At 47.6% G+C, this 17,582-nt stretch carries 24 protein-coding genes and 1 pseudogene; 6 read left to right on the top strand and 19 right to left on the bottom strand.

Annotated features, from left to right (window positions below):
* Positions 1-127: 127 nt before the first annotated feature.
* The 3 genes from I6L31_RS17155 (at position 128) to I6L31_RS17145 (ending at position 2,874) form a co-directional block, all read left to right on the top strand.
* Positions 128-1,218, top strand: a protein-coding gene (locus tag I6L31_RS17155; RefSeq protein ID WP_100607964.1) for an IS4 family transposase whose coding sequence is annotated in 2 segments (ribosomal slippage) — positions 128-668 and positions 668-1,218 — 1,092 coding nt in all. Because the reading frame shifts where the segments join, the coding sequence is not laid out codon by codon here.
* 21 nt (positions 1,219-1,239) lie between these two features.
* The gene (locus tag I6L31_RS17150; protein ID WP_005005975.1) at positions 1,240-1,749 is read left to right on the top strand and encodes a hypothetical protein; all 510 of its coding nucleotides are present in this window, start codon (positions 1,240-1,242) and stop codon (positions 1,747-1,749) included.
* Positions 1,750-1,989: 240 nt separating this feature from the next.
* Positions 1,990-2,874 carry a hypothetical protein gene (locus tag I6L31_RS17145; RefSeq protein ID WP_228128633.1) on the top strand — a complete coding sequence of 295 codons (885 nt, stop codon included), beginning with the start codon at positions 1,990-1,992 and terminating at the stop codon, positions 2,872-2,874.
* A 55-nt stretch (positions 2,875-2,929) separates the two neighbouring features.
* Here the strand turns inward: I6L31_RS17145 and I6L31_RS17140 are convergent, their stop codons facing one another.
* The 5 genes from I6L31_RS17140 to I6L31_RS17120 all read right to left on the bottom strand — a co-directional run bounded on the left by I6L31_RS17140 (position 2,930) and on the right by I6L31_RS17120 (position 6,117).
* Complete coding sequence (locus tag I6L31_RS17140) at positions 2,930-3,307, bottom strand: hypothetical protein (RefSeq protein WP_005005978.1); 378 nt, start codon at positions 3,305-3,307, stop codon at positions 2,930-2,932.
* A 13-nt stretch (positions 3,308-3,320) separates the two neighbouring features.
* Positions 3,321-3,680, bottom strand: coding sequence for a hypothetical protein (locus tag I6L31_RS17135; protein WP_005005980.1), 360 nt, complete (start codon positions 3,678-3,680; stop codon positions 3,321-3,323).
* A 531-nt stretch (positions 3,681-4,211) separates the two neighbouring features.
* Positions 4,212-5,162, bottom strand: coding sequence for a hypothetical protein (locus tag I6L31_RS17130; RefSeq protein WP_005005981.1), 951 nt, complete (start codon positions 5,160-5,162; stop codon positions 4,212-4,214).
* A gap of 11 nt (positions 5,163-5,173) precedes the next feature.
* Positions 5,174-5,644, bottom strand: a complete 471-nt coding sequence (locus I6L31_RS17125) for a hypothetical protein (protein WP_005005983.1) — start codon at positions 5,642-5,644, stop codon at positions 5,174-5,176.
* Between the two features lie 65 nt (positions 5,645-5,709).
* Positions 5,710-6,117 (bottom strand): hypothetical protein, encoded by a 408-nt coding sequence (locus I6L31_RS17120; protein ID WP_005005986.1) that lies wholly within the window; start codon positions 6,115-6,117, stop codon positions 5,710-5,712.
* Positions 6,118-6,338: 221 nt separating this feature from the next.
* Here I6L31_RS17120 and I6L31_RS17115 point away from each other — a divergent pair, with 221 nt between their 5' ends.
* On the top strand, positions 6,339-6,632 hold the full coding sequence (locus I6L31_RS17115) for a hypothetical protein (RefSeq protein WP_005005987.1): 294 nt from the start codon (positions 6,339-6,341) through the stop codon (positions 6,630-6,632).
* A gap of 195 nt (positions 6,633-6,827) precedes the next feature.
* Here the strand turns inward: I6L31_RS17115 and I6L31_RS17110 are convergent, their stop codons facing one another.
* Together I6L31_RS17110 and I6L31_RS17105 are read right to left on the bottom strand one after the other, a co-directional pair.
* The gene (locus I6L31_RS17110) at positions 6,828-7,631 is read right to left on the bottom strand and encodes a DUF4942 domain-containing protein (RefSeq protein ID WP_005005990.1); all 804 of its coding nucleotides are present in this window, start codon (positions 7,629-7,631) and stop codon (positions 6,828-6,830) included.
* A 317-nt stretch (positions 7,632-7,948) separates the two neighbouring features.
* Positions 7,949-8,113 (bottom strand): annotated as a pseudogene (locus tag I6L31_RS17105) (IS4-like element ISAba33 family transposase); the annotation flags it as partial.
* Positions 8,114-8,183: 70 nt separating this feature from the next.
* Here I6L31_RS17105 and sdhC point away from each other — a divergent pair.
* Positions 8,184-8,558, top strand: a complete 375-nt coding sequence (sdhC, locus tag I6L31_RS17100) for a succinate dehydrogenase, cytochrome b556 subunit (protein WP_005005993.1) — start codon at positions 8,184-8,186, stop codon at positions 8,556-8,558.
* Between the two features lie 859 nt (positions 8,559-9,417).
* Here the strand turns inward: sdhC and I6L31_RS17095 are convergent.
* The 6 genes from I6L31_RS17095 to I6L31_RS18475 all read right to left on the bottom strand — a co-directional run bounded on the left by I6L31_RS17095 (position 9,418) and on the right by I6L31_RS18475 (position 12,552).
* Complete coding sequence (locus I6L31_RS17095) at positions 9,418-9,684, bottom strand: hypothetical protein (RefSeq protein WP_003464988.1); 267 nt, start codon at positions 9,682-9,684, stop codon at positions 9,418-9,420.
* Positions 9,685-9,853: 169 nt separating this feature from the next.
* The gene (locus I6L31_RS17090) at positions 9,854-10,135 is read right to left on the bottom strand and encodes a DUF427 domain-containing protein (RefSeq protein WP_003464986.1); all 282 of its coding nucleotides are present in this window, start codon (positions 10,133-10,135) and stop codon (positions 9,854-9,856) included.
* Between the two features lie 67 nt (positions 10,136-10,202).
* Positions 10,203-10,475 (bottom strand): glutaredoxin 3, encoded by a 273-nt coding sequence (gene grxC / locus I6L31_RS17085; RefSeq protein ID WP_005005995.1) that lies wholly within the window; start codon positions 10,473-10,475, stop codon positions 10,203-10,205.
* 453 nt (positions 10,476-10,928) lie between these two features.
* Positions 10,929-11,675 carry a ferredoxin reductase gene (locus I6L31_RS17080; RefSeq protein ID WP_002118292.1) on the bottom strand — a complete coding sequence of 249 codons (747 nt, stop codon included), beginning with the start codon at positions 11,673-11,675 and terminating at the stop codon, positions 10,929-10,931.
* A complete protein-coding gene (locus I6L31_RS17075; RefSeq protein ID WP_003464980.1) occupies positions 11,668-12,270 on the bottom strand; it encodes a sulfite oxidase-like oxidoreductase in 603 nt (200 codons plus the stop codon). Before I6L31_RS17075 ends, I6L31_RS17080 begins: the two co-directional genes overlap by 8 nt.
* 156 nt (positions 12,271-12,426) lie before the next feature.
* Positions 12,427-12,552, bottom strand: coding sequence for a hypothetical protein (locus I6L31_RS18475; protein WP_256380712.1), 126 nt, complete (start codon positions 12,550-12,552; stop codon positions 12,427-12,429).
* Between the two features lie 185 nt (positions 12,553-12,737).
* Here I6L31_RS18475 and I6L31_RS17070 point away from each other — a divergent pair, with 185 nt between their 5' ends.
* Entirely contained in the window at positions 12,738-13,208 is a 471-nt protein-coding gene (locus I6L31_RS17070) for a TlpA family protein disulfide reductase (protein ID WP_003464979.1), read from the top strand.
* Positions 13,209-13,533: 325 nt separating this feature from the next.
* Here I6L31_RS17070 and I6L31_RS17065 read toward each other — a convergent pair whose 3' ends face one another.
* From I6L31_RS17065 to I6L31_RS17040, 6 genes are all read right to left on the bottom strand, one after another.
* Complete coding sequence (locus tag I6L31_RS17065) at positions 13,534-13,827, bottom strand: DUF1330 domain-containing protein (RefSeq protein WP_010591688.1); 294 nt, start codon at positions 13,825-13,827, stop codon at positions 13,534-13,536.
* A gap of 58 nt (positions 13,828-13,885) precedes the next feature.
* Entirely contained in the window at positions 13,886-14,317 is a 432-nt protein-coding gene (locus tag I6L31_RS17060) for a GlcG/HbpS family heme-binding protein (RefSeq protein ID WP_005006001.1), read from the bottom strand.
* A gap of 72 nt (positions 14,318-14,389) precedes the next feature.
* Positions 14,390-15,403 (bottom strand): zinc-binding alcohol dehydrogenase family protein, encoded by a 1,014-nt coding sequence (locus I6L31_RS17055; protein WP_002118279.1) that lies wholly within the window; start codon positions 15,401-15,403, stop codon positions 14,390-14,392.
* 45 nt (positions 15,404-15,448) lie between these two features.
* A complete protein-coding gene (locus I6L31_RS17050; protein WP_005006003.1) occupies positions 15,449-15,757 on the bottom strand; it encodes a hypothetical protein in 309 nt (102 codons plus the stop codon).
* A 91-nt stretch (positions 15,758-15,848) separates the two neighbouring features.
* On the bottom strand, positions 15,849-16,817 hold the full coding sequence (locus tag I6L31_RS17045; RefSeq protein ID WP_002118270.1) for a magnesium and cobalt transport protein CorA: 969 nt from the start codon (positions 16,815-16,817) through the stop codon (positions 15,849-15,851).
* The gene (locus I6L31_RS17040; protein WP_005006007.1) at positions 16,814-17,518 is read right to left on the bottom strand and encodes a glutathione S-transferase N-terminal domain-containing protein; all 705 of its coding nucleotides are present in this window, start codon (positions 17,516-17,518) and stop codon (positions 16,814-16,816) included. The genes I6L31_RS17045 and I6L31_RS17040 overlap by 4 nt, the downstream gene beginning before the upstream one ends.
* Positions 17,519-17,582: the final 64 nt, after the last annotated feature.

The raw sequence follows: 17,582 nt of genomic DNA, 5'->3' as shown, positions 1-17,582 counted from the left end.
ATCGATTTGAGTCTTGGTTTTGGCTTCATATAAAGATCTAATCTTGTATAATCGATCTCTGTACACGACAAAAATAGATAACTCATTGAAATAATGTCACAATAATTGTTTTCTAACGACGAATACTATGACACATCTCAATGAGTTATATCTTATCTTAAACAAATCTCTAAAATGGAACAAGTCACATTTAAAGTGCTTTGCGCTCATCATGCTTGTGATCATTTTAAAGCAAACATGTAATCTTTCTTCTGCATCTAAAGCCTTGCCCATCAAGTGCTTACCACAATCATTTTATCGACGTATGCAGCGCTTCTTTGCAGGTCAGTATTTTGATTATCGTCAAATTTCTCAGTTGATTTTCAATATGTTTTCATTCGACAAAGTGCAACTGACTTTAGATAGAACCAATTGGAAATGGGGAAAACGAAATATTAATATCCTGATGCTTGCGATCGTTTATCGTGGAATAGCGATACCTATCGTTTGGACATTGCTTAATAAACGTGGAAATTCAGATACGAAAGAGCGGATTGCTTTGATTCAACGCTTTATATCCATTTTTGGTAAAGACCGTATTGTGAATGTGTTCGCAGACAGAGAGTTTATCGGTGAGCAGTGGTTTACATGGTTAATTGAACAAGACATCAACTTCTGCATTCGTGTTAAAAAAACTTCATTGTCACCAATCATTTAGGGAAGAATCATAAAATTAGTGATTTATTTCGCCATCTTCAACTTGGTCAAATTGAATGTCGTAAACGACGGATTTTGGTTGGTCGGGTGAAACTATATATGAGTGCACTACAGTTAGAAAATGGAGAGCTTTTACTCGTCGTTTCTCCTCAGTTTAATGCCAATGCTATTCAGGATTATGCATTACGCTGGGAAATTGAAACCTTATTCAGTTGTCTCAAAGGACGAGGATTCAATCTTGAAAATACGCGCTTGACAGACCCTAGACGAGTGAAAAAATTGATTGCGGTCTTAGCTATAAGCTTCTGTTGGTGCTACTTAACGGGTGAATGGCAACATGATCAAAAAAAAGCGATAAAAATAAAGAAGCATGGACGACTCTCAATGAGTTTATTTCGCTATGGTTTAGACTATGTTCAAATGGCGATTCAGCGTTTAATTGGTTTTGGGAAAAAAGAAGAGTTTAAGGAAATTCTGGCAATTTTAAGAAGGCAGATGCCTGATAGGATAAGAGTTCTGTGAAATTTGTCGTGTACAGAGAAAATGAACACAACTCTACCTATTCTTATTCATAGCGTTATTGGTGGTATTGGTGAACATCCAGATGCTAAAAAACGAAGCTTAGGATACGGCGCTATCATGCTGTATATACCGATTGAACATATGGTCGGTTCAGGTGTACTTAAGCTGATGATTGATGTGAATACACTGTCGATCTATGCGTCTGAAAATCCTAATTACCTAAAACAACCACATACCATCAATGAAGCTTCTCACTTGTGGAATGCATTGCGCTTTGACAGTGCTTCTAAAGCCAGTCGGAAGGTCATTCATGATAATGGGTATGTTGAGTGTTTGTTTTCCATTCCTATGAAGGTTCTTGAGCCATTTATGGGTGCTGAATTGATTCAAAACGAATTAGGACTTCCATACATGGCCATCGATCAAAGTGACAAGTCGAAATGCATGCCGATTTGGTATGATGTCAGTAAATCGACCAATCAATTTATTGATGGCAACTACAACGATTATCCTGGTGTGCAGCCAACTTAAATTTTTAAGAAAAGTTTTTAGCTTTGATGATTTGTTAATTATTTATATCGACCACATTGGCGATGATGAAGAGAACAGACTCAATATGGCCCGTTTAATGGGCCACATTTATTTTTATAGATTAGGGATGCTAACTGCGTGAAAACAAAAATCATTTTAAACATCATTTTGTGGACCTTAACCGTCCTAACTTGTTATGCGTGGATTGCCTTTACGTTTATTAAACCAGTTGGCTACACCATGACTTTTCTTGTTATTTTAATATTGATGACAGTAGTGCTCAGCTGGTGCTTGGCAACACCTTATATTAAGACCAAAGACCGAACCAAGCGACTAGACGAAAACTTTAAGCTACTTATGCTCTCTGTTGCTGTTGTTCCACTCCTAATGTTTCTACTGTCATATGGTTTTATATGGTGTTTCAAAACGCTAGAAAAGAAACAGTTCAACCATGACCATATTGCTGCGATGGTACCGGGTAGTAACTTCAATCAACTACAAAAGTTTGCCAAGGAAAACTACAACGCGCCACTTGTGTTAGGTGACTTTAACGAAAGTTGGGCTTTAACTTCCTTAGATATACCGCAAGCTTCTCCAGCTTCATTAAGATCTAGTACAGGATATTGCCTGGTGAATATGTCTAAAACCAGCATGAACACCATGTATAAAGAAGCAAAAACCGATGTAAGCTACAACGATTGGGAAATGCTGATATTAGCGCACGAGTTATCTCACTGTTTAGATCGTGCGACCGATGTGCCTGGTGAACTTGGCCAGCCACTTAAAGCATTAAATTCAATTGCGCCGTCTGATCGGTCCAAAGTAAAGATGGATGATGTATCTACCTTTGTAACCGCTGAAAGTAGCGGTAAAACGCAACTATGGCGAGAATCTTATGCGGATCTGTTTGCGGTAGGTTTTATGTCACTTGATCCAAAATACGATACTGCAGCGTTAAGAGAAAGCCTGATTAAATTACGTGAAAAACGTAAGGCACAAGATCCAACCCATAATTCGGTGTGTTGGTTGCAGTATTCTAAGAGTCAGCCTTTCCCACAAAAAGGTTCGGATGTTTTTTCTTGGGCAAATAACATCAGAATTAAAGCGCCGTGCGAGTTGAAATAACTTGTCTTCAGACAAATTAAAAGCCCGAATTTCGGGCTACTTTTATACCAGCTAATTAACAATAAAAGCCAGGGCTTATAGTTGGTGCAGACATATCATCATAGATGCAATCTATACTGACTGCAGGTTTATCAATGTGGCTAAATAAGCTTGGATTGACCAATTGATTTGTTAGCTTAGATTTTTCTATACTAAAGCCAACCAGTTCAACTTCACAATCACACACGTAATGGAATTTTGCCTTACCGTGCAACACAAATACATTAGGTGACTTCTCATACATCTTGAAGTACTCGGCTTGAGTTTGTGACAATGGAACCTCCAGCACCACAAAGCCATTTGGTACGACAAAAACTGCAGATCCATCATTTACTGAGTAAACGATGGCTTGAACATCAGAAGCACGTTCAAAACCCACACTTTTTTTTATCATTTAGATTACCTTTTTATATTGTAGCGAATGAACGTTGTAAAACAGATTGTAGATCTGCTTCATTTGTAATATTCGCCTCGAGCGCAGCGTTTCGTACATCAGCTAGGTTTAACCAATGGCGGTGCTCAGCTTTAGTTTTTTCAATTTTGTGTGGTGTTCTTGGGTATTCCCAACTCCAGTAATGCTTTTTATAAATCTCCTTATCTTTCACAAGATACGCCTGTATAGATTGACTATCCTCATTAGTTGCATAGCCAACGCCAAAGTAAATATCTAAACCTTGCTTTAGTGCAGTTTGATAATCGGCTTCAAATTGAATAACAAGGGATTCAATCCTAGCTTCATGAGAAAAGATACTAGATAGTTTTAACATCACACGGCTCCAAGTTTAAGGCAATATGCCTCGAGATAAAACCATTATAACGGTCAAAATCCACTAAATTAGTTTATTTAAAAAAATTTCATTAAAGTTAAACCCTTGAAGATTAAAACATACGGCGAAAAACTTAGGTTTTTTATTCAATATTAATCAGACTTACTCAAATTTAGTCTAGATGAACTGGTATTTTTAAAATTAAGGCTGCTTCGCGTTCCCATTTGTGAACAGATTCTCATTTTTGAGAATGAATTATATTTCATTTTTTGACTGACACTGGAACAATTAGCCATAGACGAGTAGGGGGTGGGTAAAGCCATATACCACATTTAAGAAATAACGCCGTAGTGGTGTTAATTCATTGTTAATTGAATATGGTTTGAATTAAGGCTTGATGGAAATGCATTAGTAGAATTATGGGTGCTGAATTATCAAAATTAAGTTTTGGATTATTTTAATCAATTAAAAAAACATCGTTTGCGTTTATAAAGCCAGCAGTTGATCAATTAGCTGATCAACGCAAGGGTATTAACCTTTTTTATGGTTTAAATACTTTTGAGTACGTTCTAATAATTTCGGGATGGTTTTTTCTGCTTCTTCTTGGGTGAGATGCAAACCATAAAATTTATTAGTTGTTCCGTAGCTTTCATTAAGTACTGAATAGGGAATATATAAGGTGTACATGTCTTGTTCTACTGAGTACAACGTGATGAAGTCAGTCGTATATGAAAACTTGCCATTTTCGCTCTCTAGCTTGATTTGTTGGTGTTTAACGAGCTTGAGTGGTGAAATGCAGTCACCGCCATAGATCGCAACTGTGCCACGCTCTTTGTACAGCTTAATGAGTTTTTTGGTGCATTTTAACGGCTTGCCGTGTTTGTCCAATTTTGGTTGGTTGCGAACAAAGATGTTATAGCGAAGATTCGAGTCACCAAGCATCCCGCTTGTTGTTTCACTGATGGTCAATTGGCGTTTAGACTTCTTATAAAACTCTAATAAGCGTTGCTGTAAATTGAACCGTGAAACACCGCATTCGATGTCAAAATCTAGACTTTTAAAAGCGTTTTTATTACTGTTGTTTCCAAAGTAACAAACTGCATCGTTAAACATTTGCGTTAAGTTTGCAAAAATTAAGAGAAAGTCGTTTTGTGGGTACGGACGTTTTTGATACATGCACCCAAACTCACTGTCTGACAACTTATAAAAATAGGTGCGAACGCCAGTATAACTGCAAAGTGAATCATAAATGCGTGTGCCTTTAATTTGAATCTGAGTAACATAGCTAGATGAAAATTCAGGGGTAGCCCAAAGCATAGGGCTGAACAGGATGTCTTTCACTAATCCATTGTCGTATGCACGGTCGCCAACGCGACTCTTTTGGTTAATGCGGTCGTTTTGGGTGTAAACATGGATGTTCTTCAGCTCCAACGTTTCACGTTTGAACACGGTCTTTTCAGCGGTAGCAGTAGCGGTCGTCATGGTGAAGTTCCTTATCGGCTTAAATACGTGTGTGCAAAAATTGCTTGCATGGTTTTAAAAATTTGGTCTGTTTCAAAGTAGTCAGAAATTTGCTCTTGGAATGGGCTTTGATGGTTGCGAACCAACGTGCGAATCGCAGAACTATTTAAGGTGTCTGAGTTGGTAAAACCATTTTTTAGTACTTTGATCTCAAAATATGGGCTAGTGGATGCAATCACACTGACAATAATGTTGCCGTCTTGGTCTGTCTTAACTGACAAATCAGCAATTGGGCTTAGCTCATGGCGTAAAAAATACATATTGTCGGGGTTATAGATTGCTTTAAATCTGATTCCGTCTTGGCATATAGCGCAAAACAGTTCATTCACCGACTCAGCAGTAAAGATCGCCCCAAACGTCACAACAACAGGCCCGACATTTTTTTGCTGTTTTTCATCATGTTTGATGGTTAGCTCGCAATGCGCTGTAATTAGGTTTTGCATGGTTTATATCCTCAAATGTGATTCAGTGGCATACGCACGTTATCCGTGCGTATGGGTGAATTGAATTAAGAAAGTTCGCGTGACCAACAATCTTCTATACGGTCGTATGCGTAGCCGTTTTGAGCCATTAACGTGCAAATGTCTTCAAGGTTTTTGCCAAAGATATTTACTGAGGTAACTTGGTCGAGTACTGATGTATGACCAAAGTTTTCTTTTAATGTTGCAACGTAGATTTCAACGTCCATGAAGAAGAAATTTGTTTTATCAGCCAATGTCGGCATGTGCTGTTGAAATTGAAGTTGAGCATAGTCACTATCCGCTTGAAGATCCGCAAGGGTTAAATCACAGTTGTTGTCGATGTAATCTGAGATTTCATCAAACAATGTTTCCATGTGAGCACCGCTAAAAGTTTTAGGGAAACCGATGTATAAAGTGCCTTGTAACTGTACTGATTGAGCGTTTAAATTTGACATGCTGTTCACTCCAAGTTTTAAGCTTTCTGCTTTTGATAGTTTCATTTTATGGGAAAACACAACCTGGCAAACTTTTCTCGAAAAATAAGATTTTCAATCTTTTTTTAATCAATTAAAAAACATCGCTTGCGTATTAATATGATTTTTCTATTAGCCGTATCGCCGTAATGCATTAAGAATAATTTAACGAGCAATTAGTTAATTAATTAAGTTTAATTAAATTGTTAAGTTTTAAAACATATGAAGATGAACCAGCTCAAGACCGTCTTGTGCTTGAAAACATCACCATTGCTGAAGCGATGAAGTTAGCTGAAAACAACGGATTCTTTAAAGCAAAGTACCAGGTGCTTAAAGTGATTCAATATTTTGATGTTGAATTGGTACTCACGGCGTCTGATGTTGAGTACTGTGCTGAATTACACCAGTTTAGCGGTGGCTATAACGTGACGGTGCTTGCTGATACACCTGAACAAGATCTTATTGCAATTCTCAATTCATTGGGGATATTGAATTAGAGCCATCTCGTGATAAGAGAATGCAGCTCCGAAAAATGGAGTCTAAATTTAAATCTGCCTTTAAGGGATATGATTTATCCCAAGTATCCATAGTGATATGGTCAGTGTATGTTCACCAGTGGCACGATCGCAAAATTAGTACCGTATATATCTAAAAAAAAACCACAATAACAATTGATGGTTTTTTAATGAGCTTTATAAAATGGGTTCATCATACGCACGGCGTTTGTGTTTTACATTTGGATCTATGCCAATTTGATTCGGATATAACAGGTTTAATACCTGGTTAATGCGATCAACTACGCATTGATTAAACAAGATATGACAGTTACCGTTTTCGTAGATCTTAATGCGTAATAAATTATCATCAATGCTATGCCAGATACCACGATCTAACCTGAGTTTATCTAATCTAGTGTGGTCTAAAGGCTTGCCAAATAACTGCCTTGCTATAAAGCGTACTTCTTCCACTAAATTATCTCGTCTGCAATAAGAATGGTAGCTATTGTGATGAATGATCACGCACGGGTTAATACCAGCACCAAGATTGGTTTTGTATTTGCTTGATAATTGGCAAAACAATGAATCAACTTTACGAGCATATGCCATGTGGCGCGTAGACCAGATAGATTCTAAAAATACATTCACGTTATCCATCGTGAAATCTTCAATTTCATGACGAGCAATTTTATCTGACAACGCATCATATTCTTTTTCAGATATAAAGTTTCTAAGATTGATGATCTCAGTTAACTTCCTCCAGAAGCATGACGATATTTGTTTTAAAGCAGATTCTTCAGTATTGAATGATGATGAATATGATTTTCGGGTGATTGCACTCACAATCTGGTAAGCATCAAGTTCAATATCTTTGATGCTTTCATAAATAACCTTTATTGACGATTTTGCTTTTTCGCATTGCAAAATTAGCTTTTCGACTTCAATAAAGTCTAATTCAGATGCTTGCACTTCTCTTTTTATATTTACCAACATATTCATAATTGCCCACCTAATTAGCTTAATTGTCTATATAGATATTTTAATAAAAACCATGGTCATTAATTTTTTTTTAAAATTTATAAGCTAACTTTTTCACTATAATTAAATTAAATAAGCACAACGCTTAAAACTTGGTGTAGTGGAATATGGCTCAACCTTTAAAATTCCTTATTACCTCTACTCATAAATGATGATGTCGATATGCTTATGAAAAAACAACATTCAGTTATGTTCTCAACTGATCGAACAAATACCAATGCTATAAAAATCTGTAATGAGGATATTGTTAAATGAAAAAACTCTGTACACGACAAATTTCACAGAACCCTTATCCTATCAGGATTCTGCCTTCTTAAAATTGCCAAAATTTCCTTAAACTCTTCTTTTTTCCCAAAACCAATTAAACGCTGAATCGCCATTTGAACATAGTCTAAACCATAGCGAAATAAACTCATTGAGAGTCGTCCATGCTTCTTTATTTTTGTTACAGCTGCTATGATGAATGAGATCGAAAACTGAAATCCCCCACTAGAATTGTTGACTGGAGTCAAAATGAATAAAAAGCGGCCGGTTAATCTTGATATTCGAACCATTCAGCTTCCTCTCACGGCGCTTACATCGATTCTGCACCGGATTTCAGGAATTATGCTCTTTATTTTTCTGGGACTGATACTGTATATGCTGAGCAAATCGTTGGAGTCAGAAAAGGGTTTTAATGAAGTCAAGGAGATTTTTTCTTCACCTTTCGGCAAAGTTAGTTTCTGGTTGGTATACTCTTCATTTATTTATCATCTCGTAGCCGGAATTCGACACCTAGTTATGGATGTGGGTGTTGGTCATACTTTGAAAGGCAGCAATCGCGCCTCTACTATTGTTTTAGTAGTGTCGGGTGTTTTAATGGTTGCTGGCGCCGTATGGATTTGGTAGCTGTGGAGTCGTAATGCGTATTTACAAGGACTAAAAGCGTCCTTTAAAGCTAACTTACGAAAGTATTTATAATCGACGGTTCACGCTTAAACGGTTGAATCCTTTCGGGCTTCCGAATAGCTGTTAGCTGAAAGCTATCATGAGCTAAGTTTTCTGTGCATCATCAAATGTGTTAATGGGAGCGCCATAGTACTAGGTACAAATATGGCTCTAGGACAATGTTAGATGTTTTGGATTTTGAGGCGGATCGCTCTTATCGAAGATCGTCTAATTCGCTCTGAAGCGCAGGTTTTTTGAAACTATCACCTGGTTGGCACACTGTGCGAATCAACATCAGATATGAGAAAGCCAATCAGGTGAACACTACCCTCGAGGGCTCATCTGTCCAGTTAAAGCCTCGAGTCTTTCTGGGTGCGCAAAAGACAAGAAGGTTATATGGAAAATTATGAGGCCTGGATACCATGCGTCATGGGCGTGCCGATGCTGTGAGTGACAGAGCGAGAAGCAAGTGAAAGTCCCTGAAGTAGGGGCGGGATGCGCCCGAGTGGCATTTTTTGTCTTAAGGTAGATCGCGTAGCTGTTCTTCAGAATAATCTTCAGAGCGTTGACGACAGCCATCGCTGTGCATTCCTCAAGAATAGAATGTGTCGGAAGGGTGGCGTCATTGGTGTTAGTCATCGCTTAGGATTTCTCAATCTGGCTTACACGGGCGCCTGTACCGATATCCCCGCGGATGGCGACGTATCGATGTTGAATTCCTCGCCAGACGAAGTGCAATGAGCTGCGGCTATAGGCTTGCGCAGCCTTAGATAGCCGGCCGTCGCAGGCGCGCCGGTTGGCCGGGATCTTCTTCTGCCCGTCAGGTGTCCGGTCGGAACTCCAGCACGAACGCTACGACCTTTTCGGCGGACATTTCGCACGGCTTCAACAATGTCCTATCTGATGTAACGCGGAAGAGGTTGAAGCTGACAATGTCAGTCCCGTCCAACTCCCTGGCGAACAGACTGTTGCGACGTCCGTCCCCAGATCGCCGGACGATCAAGCTGAAACGCCGGCCTTCATAAGTCCCTTCTCTGTATCCCTCCGCAAGCTTCGCGAAAGCGGCATCGAACTCGGAATGCTCCATGTCATCCATCCTTATTGATAGAACAGAGGCGCGGCGGGTGCGAGACCGCCAGTGCCGGGTCGCGCTAAGGTGCCGGGCAGATTCCTGCAGCCGACGAGGCCCGGGGTGGGCAGGATAATTGAGATGTCGGCGCCCGCATGGCTATCAGCGAAGTCGTCCGTCCAGTCTGCTAGGCAACGTCCACGCCTTTCCAGAAAGCGATGTAATCCCGGATACCCTCGGCATCCGGAGTGGGGGCGGGATAGGTCCAAGCGGCGTTCACGTTGAGCGCGTCACCCGCGCGAACATGAAAGAAGCGCGCGGCGCCTTTGATCGGACAGACAGATGTGTGCGGGCTCATCTCAAGCAGGCTCAGGTCGACTCCTGACGGTGGGAAGTAGTGATTTCCCTCGACGATGACTGTTTCGTCGCTTGTGGCGATAGTAGTGTCTTTCCAGATGGCTGAGACCAACGGACTCTCCTTTTGTATTCATCAACCGGCGAAGGCTCGCGGGCTGGCTGCCCCAAGCCGCACCTCCTCAGGTGGCAGGCGGGTTGCGCCCGAGAAGTTTGTCGAGCTCGCCTCTGACATCGAGCGCGAATAGCTCATCGGAGCCACCGATAAGGGTGCCATTGATGAAGATCTGCGGCACGGAGCTTCGCCCCGACGCTTCCGCCATGGCCTGCCGGTGAGCCGGATCCGCCTCAATATCGAGCTCCTTCCATCGCACGCCCTTTTCCTTGAGGAGCGCCTTCGCTCGGCGGCAGAACGGGCACCAATTCGTGGTGTACAGCAATACATCAGTTGTCATATTGCATCTCCGGCAGTTGCACGCGGATCGCTGTCATGGCGTTGATCTCCAATTCGCGGCGTTCAAAGATGGCGACTGCACCTTGGCCGACATCGGAGCAGATGCTGACGATTGGCTGCTATCCAGGCGACATGGCCCAAAGTGCTTTCACCGCCAGGCAGAGGCCGCACGCGCCTCCTGTAGCGCCGAGCCGATGCTCTAAGGTAACCGAGCCTCGATTGGGACGGAAGCGGTCCCGCTCGAATCGCCCATCATGCTGGTCGAGCATATCAGGACGACGGATAGTGCAGGAACTTTCAAATTGAGCTTGATGTCGAGCCAGGTATCGCGAGCGAAGGCGTTCTAGAGGCCGGGGGGTACGAAGACTGTGTTCGGCAAAACGGTTCACGTTGATCGCCAAAGCTTCCCAGGGCGCACGTCTACGATCGGCGCGACGTGAGATAGCTCGCGCCGCTAGCCCCCGTAGCGCTCCGTCTTGATGATGGAGGCGTCCAAGCCCGCCAGCAGCGCGCTATCGGTTGCGATGTTGACGAATCCGTTAGACCCGCAGACGAACACTTGCGTCGGCTTTCCCTGAAGCCTGGTTAGAATTTCTTGGACCATCATGCCGTCGATCCGTCGCGCAAAGTCCGATGCGCGAACCGGTTTCTCGCGCGTAATCGCGAGCGCCAGGACGAACGCCGGATCGCTGATTTCGATGCAATGAAGTTCTTCTGAGAAGAGAACGTCCTCGGCGGTTCGTGCGGACAGGAGCAACGCTGTCGGAACGGCTTGGGCCAATGCGCGGCGCTGCCGGATCATTGCCATCAACGGCACGAGGCCGGAGCCTCCCCCGATCAACAGAACCGGATCTATGGCAGGCTCAGGCCAAAGGAAATGGCCACCGAGCGGACCGCGAACTTCGATTTCGTCACCAATCGCCGCGATGTCGTGAAAAAACGGCGAAACTTCGGCATCCGGCATGCGCTCGATAGCTATCTCGACGATCGGGGTCGAAACTGCCGATGACGCGATCGAGTAGCTGCGCATTGCACTGTAGCCGTCGGGCGCGGTCAGCCGGATATCGACGTGCTGACCTGCGGTGTGCGCGAACGGCTTGCTCAACCGAAGGAAGAAGCTCTTGATACTCGGTGTTTGCTGGATGATGTCGTCGATCACGCATGATTGCCACGAACGGACTTGCGCTTCGTTTTCAGTCATGGGTGTATCGTTGTTCGCGCCACGGATCGCCGTAGATGTGATAGCCGTGCAGCTCCCAAAAGCCGGCCTCGTCACGCGTCGTGAATTGCAGCGCATTCACCCATTTGGCGGATTTCCAGAAGTAAAGGTGCGGCACTAGAAGACGCGCCGGCCCCCCATGATCGCGGGAAAGTGGCTTGCCCGCATAACTGAGGGCGACCATCGCTTTCCCGGAAAGCAGATCCGTCAGAGGGACGTTTGTCGAATAATTATCGTAGCAGTGCGCCAAGACGAAATCGGTAGGCCGATCAAGCTCTGCATCTGCAAGGATGTCTTCAATGAGTACACCCTCCCAAACGGTATCCAGTTTGGACCAAGAGGTGACGCAGTGAATATCCTTTGTCACCTGGGTCTTTGGTAGAGTGTTGAATTCGCCCCAATTCCACGTTTTGACGGGCTTCGGACCAATTTTGACTGTGAATTTCCAGTCGGAGGGCTCTACCCTCGGCGTAGGGCCGGCCGACAGAACAGGGAAATCCTCCACCAGATGCTGACCTGGCGGAATCCGATCGGACTGGTCGCCTGAACCGCGACCGGTGAAACCTCTGGTGACCATAGTGACCCCTCTTGCTCGATACGGCAGACCGAAGCCGGCCTTCATTTCAGTACTCTGCGTAAAGCATTTGCCCGCACATCCGCCGAATAAGCCAATCGACTAAAAATCAGATACAGATGCTCTATCATCGTAAAAAATCGCGTATCGAACATAGCGTCAGGCCAGCATGATTCCCAATACCCAATGGCTATAGGGTAGATAACCCCAAGGCTGCGTACGCTGATCTGCGGTATGCGGAGCGGAAGTTGCAGGTTCGCTCTCAAACGGATGGGCAGCGTGCAAAGCTCAAGGCTCACCAGCGCATGGTTGCCCAGTTCGCGCTCGCCGGCAGCTTGAGTATATTAAGGACGAAATGTCGATCTGATCTATTCTGGCTTCAGGAAATAGGGAAAATAAGGTCGGACGTTCGCGCACCGTCGCGACGCGCGATCATCCACTAAGCTTCTGTATCGGGGTTGGAGGATCAGATGAACGAGATCGAACGACAAGCGCCTGAGCTGCGGGTGCAAAAATGGATTGGCAAAGATGGGGAAAGTATCGCGCCGTTCAAACTGTCAGATATCGGGCCCGGCCCGAAAATCTTGTTTGCCTTCCAGCATTGGTGCCAAGGTTGCCATTTGCATGGGTTTCCGACGCTACAAAAGTTGCATGCAGCGTTGAGCTCAAAAGACGTGGGGTTCGCAGTGATCCAGACCGTCTTCGAAGGAACGCATGAGAATACCTTCGAGAAGTTGCGCGTGAACCAGCTCAAGTATGAGCTTCCTATCGTTTTCGGTCACGACGAGCAACCGACCGGCTCGCCGTTTCCAACCTTCATGGAAGACTACCGCACACGAGGAACTCCGTGGTTTACGGTTATCGACGCTGGCGGTAGCATTGTTTTCTCGGACTTCCATCTCGACGCGGAGCGACTAGTGAAGCAACTTGAGCAAGGTTAATCGTTGGAAGGTGGGCAATCATCCTGATTGCCACCCATCCCCTGATGCCCACTACAGGCGTTGCGCGCTGTAACTCTGTTGATCAGCGTGCGAAAACCCGGATCCGGATAGGAGGAGCGTCAACGATTGAATCAATCCGTTGGGAGAGGGCGGCTCCGCTCCGTCAGCTCGGCAATAGATAACCCATTCTCGCCGAGCAACTCTCTGATCCGATCGACGATATGAGCCCCTAGCGCCGCTGTCTTGGTCCCCCCCACAGATTCCCAAGATGCGAGTTCACACGCCGATACCTCGTGGTCAGCGCCGAAGTGCTTCTGTCGGTATGTCACCGCCGCCCTTCAATGATAAAGGCGCGGTAACGGGAACCGGCAAAGCGTTGAGCAGCGATGGTTTGGTAGGCGGGACTGTCATACCAGTCGCGAGCGGCCTGCATCGTCGGGAAACGCAAGATTACGGCCCCTTCGATGGGCGGCCCCTCCAAATGCTGGATCGCGCCATAAGCGGCGAGAAAGGTAACGTCGTGACCATCGAACGATGGTCCGACGCCTGCAGAATAGGTTGCGAGTGCATGTGGGTCGCTGGTTTCTTCCCGCGTAAAGACGACGAACGCTTCCATCATTAGGCCTCTCAAAGGTTGGATCTGTTGGCCATTACCACCGGTGATGGCCTCACAGTCGTCAGGCTGGCAACTGGAACCCGATTTTCATGAGTGCCTCGACGCACGCATCCTGATCCTGCTGATAGTTGCCTCCGGAGATGCCTATGCCGCCGATCAACTTCCCATCCTCCAGAATCGGATAACCGCCGCCGACAGCGACCATCCGAGGGCGATAGGCTAGCGGCGCCACTTTTGGATCGTTGGTCACATAGTCGTTCCAGACATGGGTCGGGAACCCAAACGAGGCGGAACTCCAGGCCTTGTCGATGGCAACATCGACGGTAAGGAACGGCGCATCGTCGGTGCGCTCGAACGCGCGCAGGTTACCGGTGGCGTCGACGACGGCGACGGCAGCCGGGATGCCGATGGCACGGGCCGCAGCGAGCGCCGCGTCGATGAGGGCGACTGCGGTTTCGCGGTTGATCGAGGCGGTGGCAATAGATTTGGTCATGGGATTCTCATCGCTGGGGCATAACCCGTTCGGCTTTTTGAGGTTGGACAAGATGTTTGGCGATCGCGGTCGTTAGAAGCCTTCGAGGACGATCTTGCCTTTAGCCGCGCCACTTTCGATCAGTGCATGCACCGTCTTCAGATTGGCGGCATTGATCGGCGACAGTCGCCGGGTCAGCGTCGTGCGGATTTTGCCGTCGTCAACCAGCGCTGCCATCGCATCCAGAATCTCGCCCTGCTCATTCATGTCGGGCGTGCCGTAGATCGACCGCGTGAACATCAGCTCGTGGTGGATCGACACCGCCTTGCGCTTGAAAACCATGATATCGAATGCCTTGGGATCGTCGATCAGTCCGAACCGTCCTTGTGGGGCGATCAGTTCGGCGATGTCGGCGACATGTTGCTCGGTATGTGTGGTCGAAAAGACGAAAGCGGGAGCACCGATGCCGAGTTCGGCGATCTGTGGCGCGAGCGGACGAGAATGGTCGATGACGTGGTGAGCTCCAAGCCCTCTTACCCACTCTTGGGTTTCCGGTCGAGAGGCTGTGGCGATGACGGTGAGGTCCGTGCGCTGTCGCGCGATCTGGACGGCGATCGACCCAACCCCGCCCGCGCCACCGATGATGAGGATCGCCTCCGCCGCACCGGGTACGGGCTTCGCCACGTCCAGGCGGTCGAACATCGCCTCCCAGGCCGTCAACGTCGTCAGCGGCAGCGCCGCCGCTTCCGCCCAGGAGAGCGACGCAGGTTTGTGACCGACAATCCGGGCGTCGACGAGATGGAACTCCGCATTGGTACCGGGCCGTGTGATCGATCCGGCATAATAGACCTCGTCGCCTAACTCGAACTGCGTGACGTCGGGGCCGACCTCGCGCACAATCCCGGCGGCATCCCATCCCAGCACCTTCCAATCGCCATCTGCCGGCGGCGTGCTGTTGCGGACCTTGTAGTCGACCGGGTTGACCGAGACGGCCTTCACCTCAACCAGGATATCGTATCCTGCAGCGACAGGCCGAGGCAGATTGATGTCGACCAGCGCGGCATCCGCGGCGATGGGTCCCGGAACCTTGTAACCAATGGCTTTCATAAATGTCTCCAGCTTGCTTGATCGGATGACGCGAATGCTCGTTAGTCAACTTCTTCTACATTGAGGTCCCGACTCTTGAACTGGGTCGCGGTAGCAGATTTCATCGAACACGTCGATCAACAGGCCTTTATGCTCTGTCGCCGGATCGGTGATCGCGTAGATGTTGGAGGCATCTTCGCCGTCGTCCCCGCTCTCGAGGCGCAACGCCGCATCGACGCGAATGCTGCATGCATCGAGGGTTGACCCTAGTTCGAGATCGACGAGATTGCCGTCCTTGACGCGGTATTCGCGGTCATAGCCGTTGGCGATGAATGACTGGACTGCTTCTAGAACGTCGGTCACCTGGGAGGTCATGGAAGCACCTTCATCTTGAACTGGATTGGACACGCTCGCGCACAAAGCGCGCTGTGACTCGGCGGACGGAGAAGCTCGCGAAGTGCGTTACTCATAGCCACTTGGCCTTCTTGAAGCGCATGAACAGGAGAAGGCAGAACACCGCTATCACTCCGAGCACGACGAAGTAGCCATATGGCGTGTCCAGTTCCGGCATGTGCTTGAAGTTCATGCCATATATTCCGGCGATCGCCGTCGGGACCGTCAAGATCGCCGCCCAGGCCGCGAGCTGGCGAGTGACCACACCGATCCTTTGCGCTTCCAGAAGGCTGCTGGCCTCGAAGACCGTGGACAGGACAAGCAGGAGGCCGTCGACCATGGACTGCACGCGGTGGACATGGTCCGCGACGTCGTGGAAATATGGTGTCATTTCGGCGCTGATGCAGGGAAAGTGGCCGCGAACGAGCTTTCGCACCAGCTCGGCCATAGCCCCGAGCGTGCGCTGGAACCGCGTGAGTTCGGACCTTAGTTCGAAGATTCGCGCCACCTCTTCTGGCCCGAGGAAATCGTGCAGCGACCGTCGCTCCATCGCCAGGACGTCGTCCTCGATCATTTCGAAGATGGGCAGATACTGGTCGACCACTCGGTGCAAGATCGCGTGCAGCACATAGTCGACACCCTTGCCGAACTGCGTCGGCGATGCCTCGAGTTGCTCCCGAAGTTTGCCCAGCGCTCCGGCATTGCCGTGCCGCACGGTGATAAGGTGATTGTGACCGGTGAAGATCGCCATCTTGCCGTAGCTGATCCGGTCGCCGACCAGCTCGGCGGTCTGGGCGACGACGTACAACTCATCGTTGTAGACCTCGAGCTTGGGCGGGCACAGCGGGTGCATGGCGTTGTCGATCGCCAAAGGATGGAGGTTATACGTCGTCTGGATCGCGCTGAGTTCGTCTGCGGTGGGCTCGCTAAGCGCGATCCAGCAGAAGCCCGAGCGATTCTCGTTTAGTTCGACGTGCTCATCGAGCCTGATTTCACGGACTCGCTTACCTTCGTTGTAATAATATGCGGCGATAATGGTCATGCAGGCCTCGCAGGAATTCGCAGGCCACGCTGTACAGCCGGTCGCGCCAGCCCGCGTTCGAGCCATGCCTGCACGTTCGAATAGCTACTTAGGCCGAGGATGTCGCCCGCTGCGTAGAATTCGACCAGCGCATTCACCCAGCCAAACGTCGCAATGTCCGCGATCGAGTAATCATCGACAATCCATTCGCGGCCCTCCAGCCGGTGATCCAGGACCCCGAGAAGACGCCTGGATTCATCAACAAAGCGCTGCCGAGGTCGCTTGTCCTCATAGTCCTTGCCGGCAAATCGCAGGAAAAAGCCTAGCTGTCCGAACATCGGCCCGATGGCCGACATCTGAAAGAACACCCACGCTAGGGTCTCGTAACGCTGGCCTGGTTCGGTGGAGATGAACTGACCCGTCTTGTCGGCCAGATAGAGGAGGATCGCACCGGATTCCCATAAGGCGATGGGTCTACCGTCAGGGCCAGCCGGATCGATGATCGCCGGTATGCGTCCGTTCGGGTTCAGCGACACGAACGCCGGATCCTTCGACTCGTTGTTCGAGATGTCGATCAGGTGGGGCTCGTACGCCAGGCCAGTCTCCTCAAGCATGATCGAGACCTTGACGCCATTGGGCGTAGGGGCTGCGTAGAGTTGCAGGCGATCGGGATGAGATGCCGGCCAGCGCTGCGTGATCGGAAAGGACGAGAGGTCTGGCATAAATCTGCGATCCTGGTGTTGCGATGGCGACTGACTGGAACGAGCCGTCACTCTGAAGTAGGGT

This window comes from Acinetobacter septicus (assembly GCF_019355975.1).
GTDB lineage: Bacteria > Pseudomonadota > Gammaproteobacteria > Pseudomonadales > Moraxellaceae > Acinetobacter > Acinetobacter ursingii.
The sequence above is the reverse complement of the archived record's forward strand: the minus strand, read 5'-3'. Positions and strand labels throughout refer to the sequence as shown.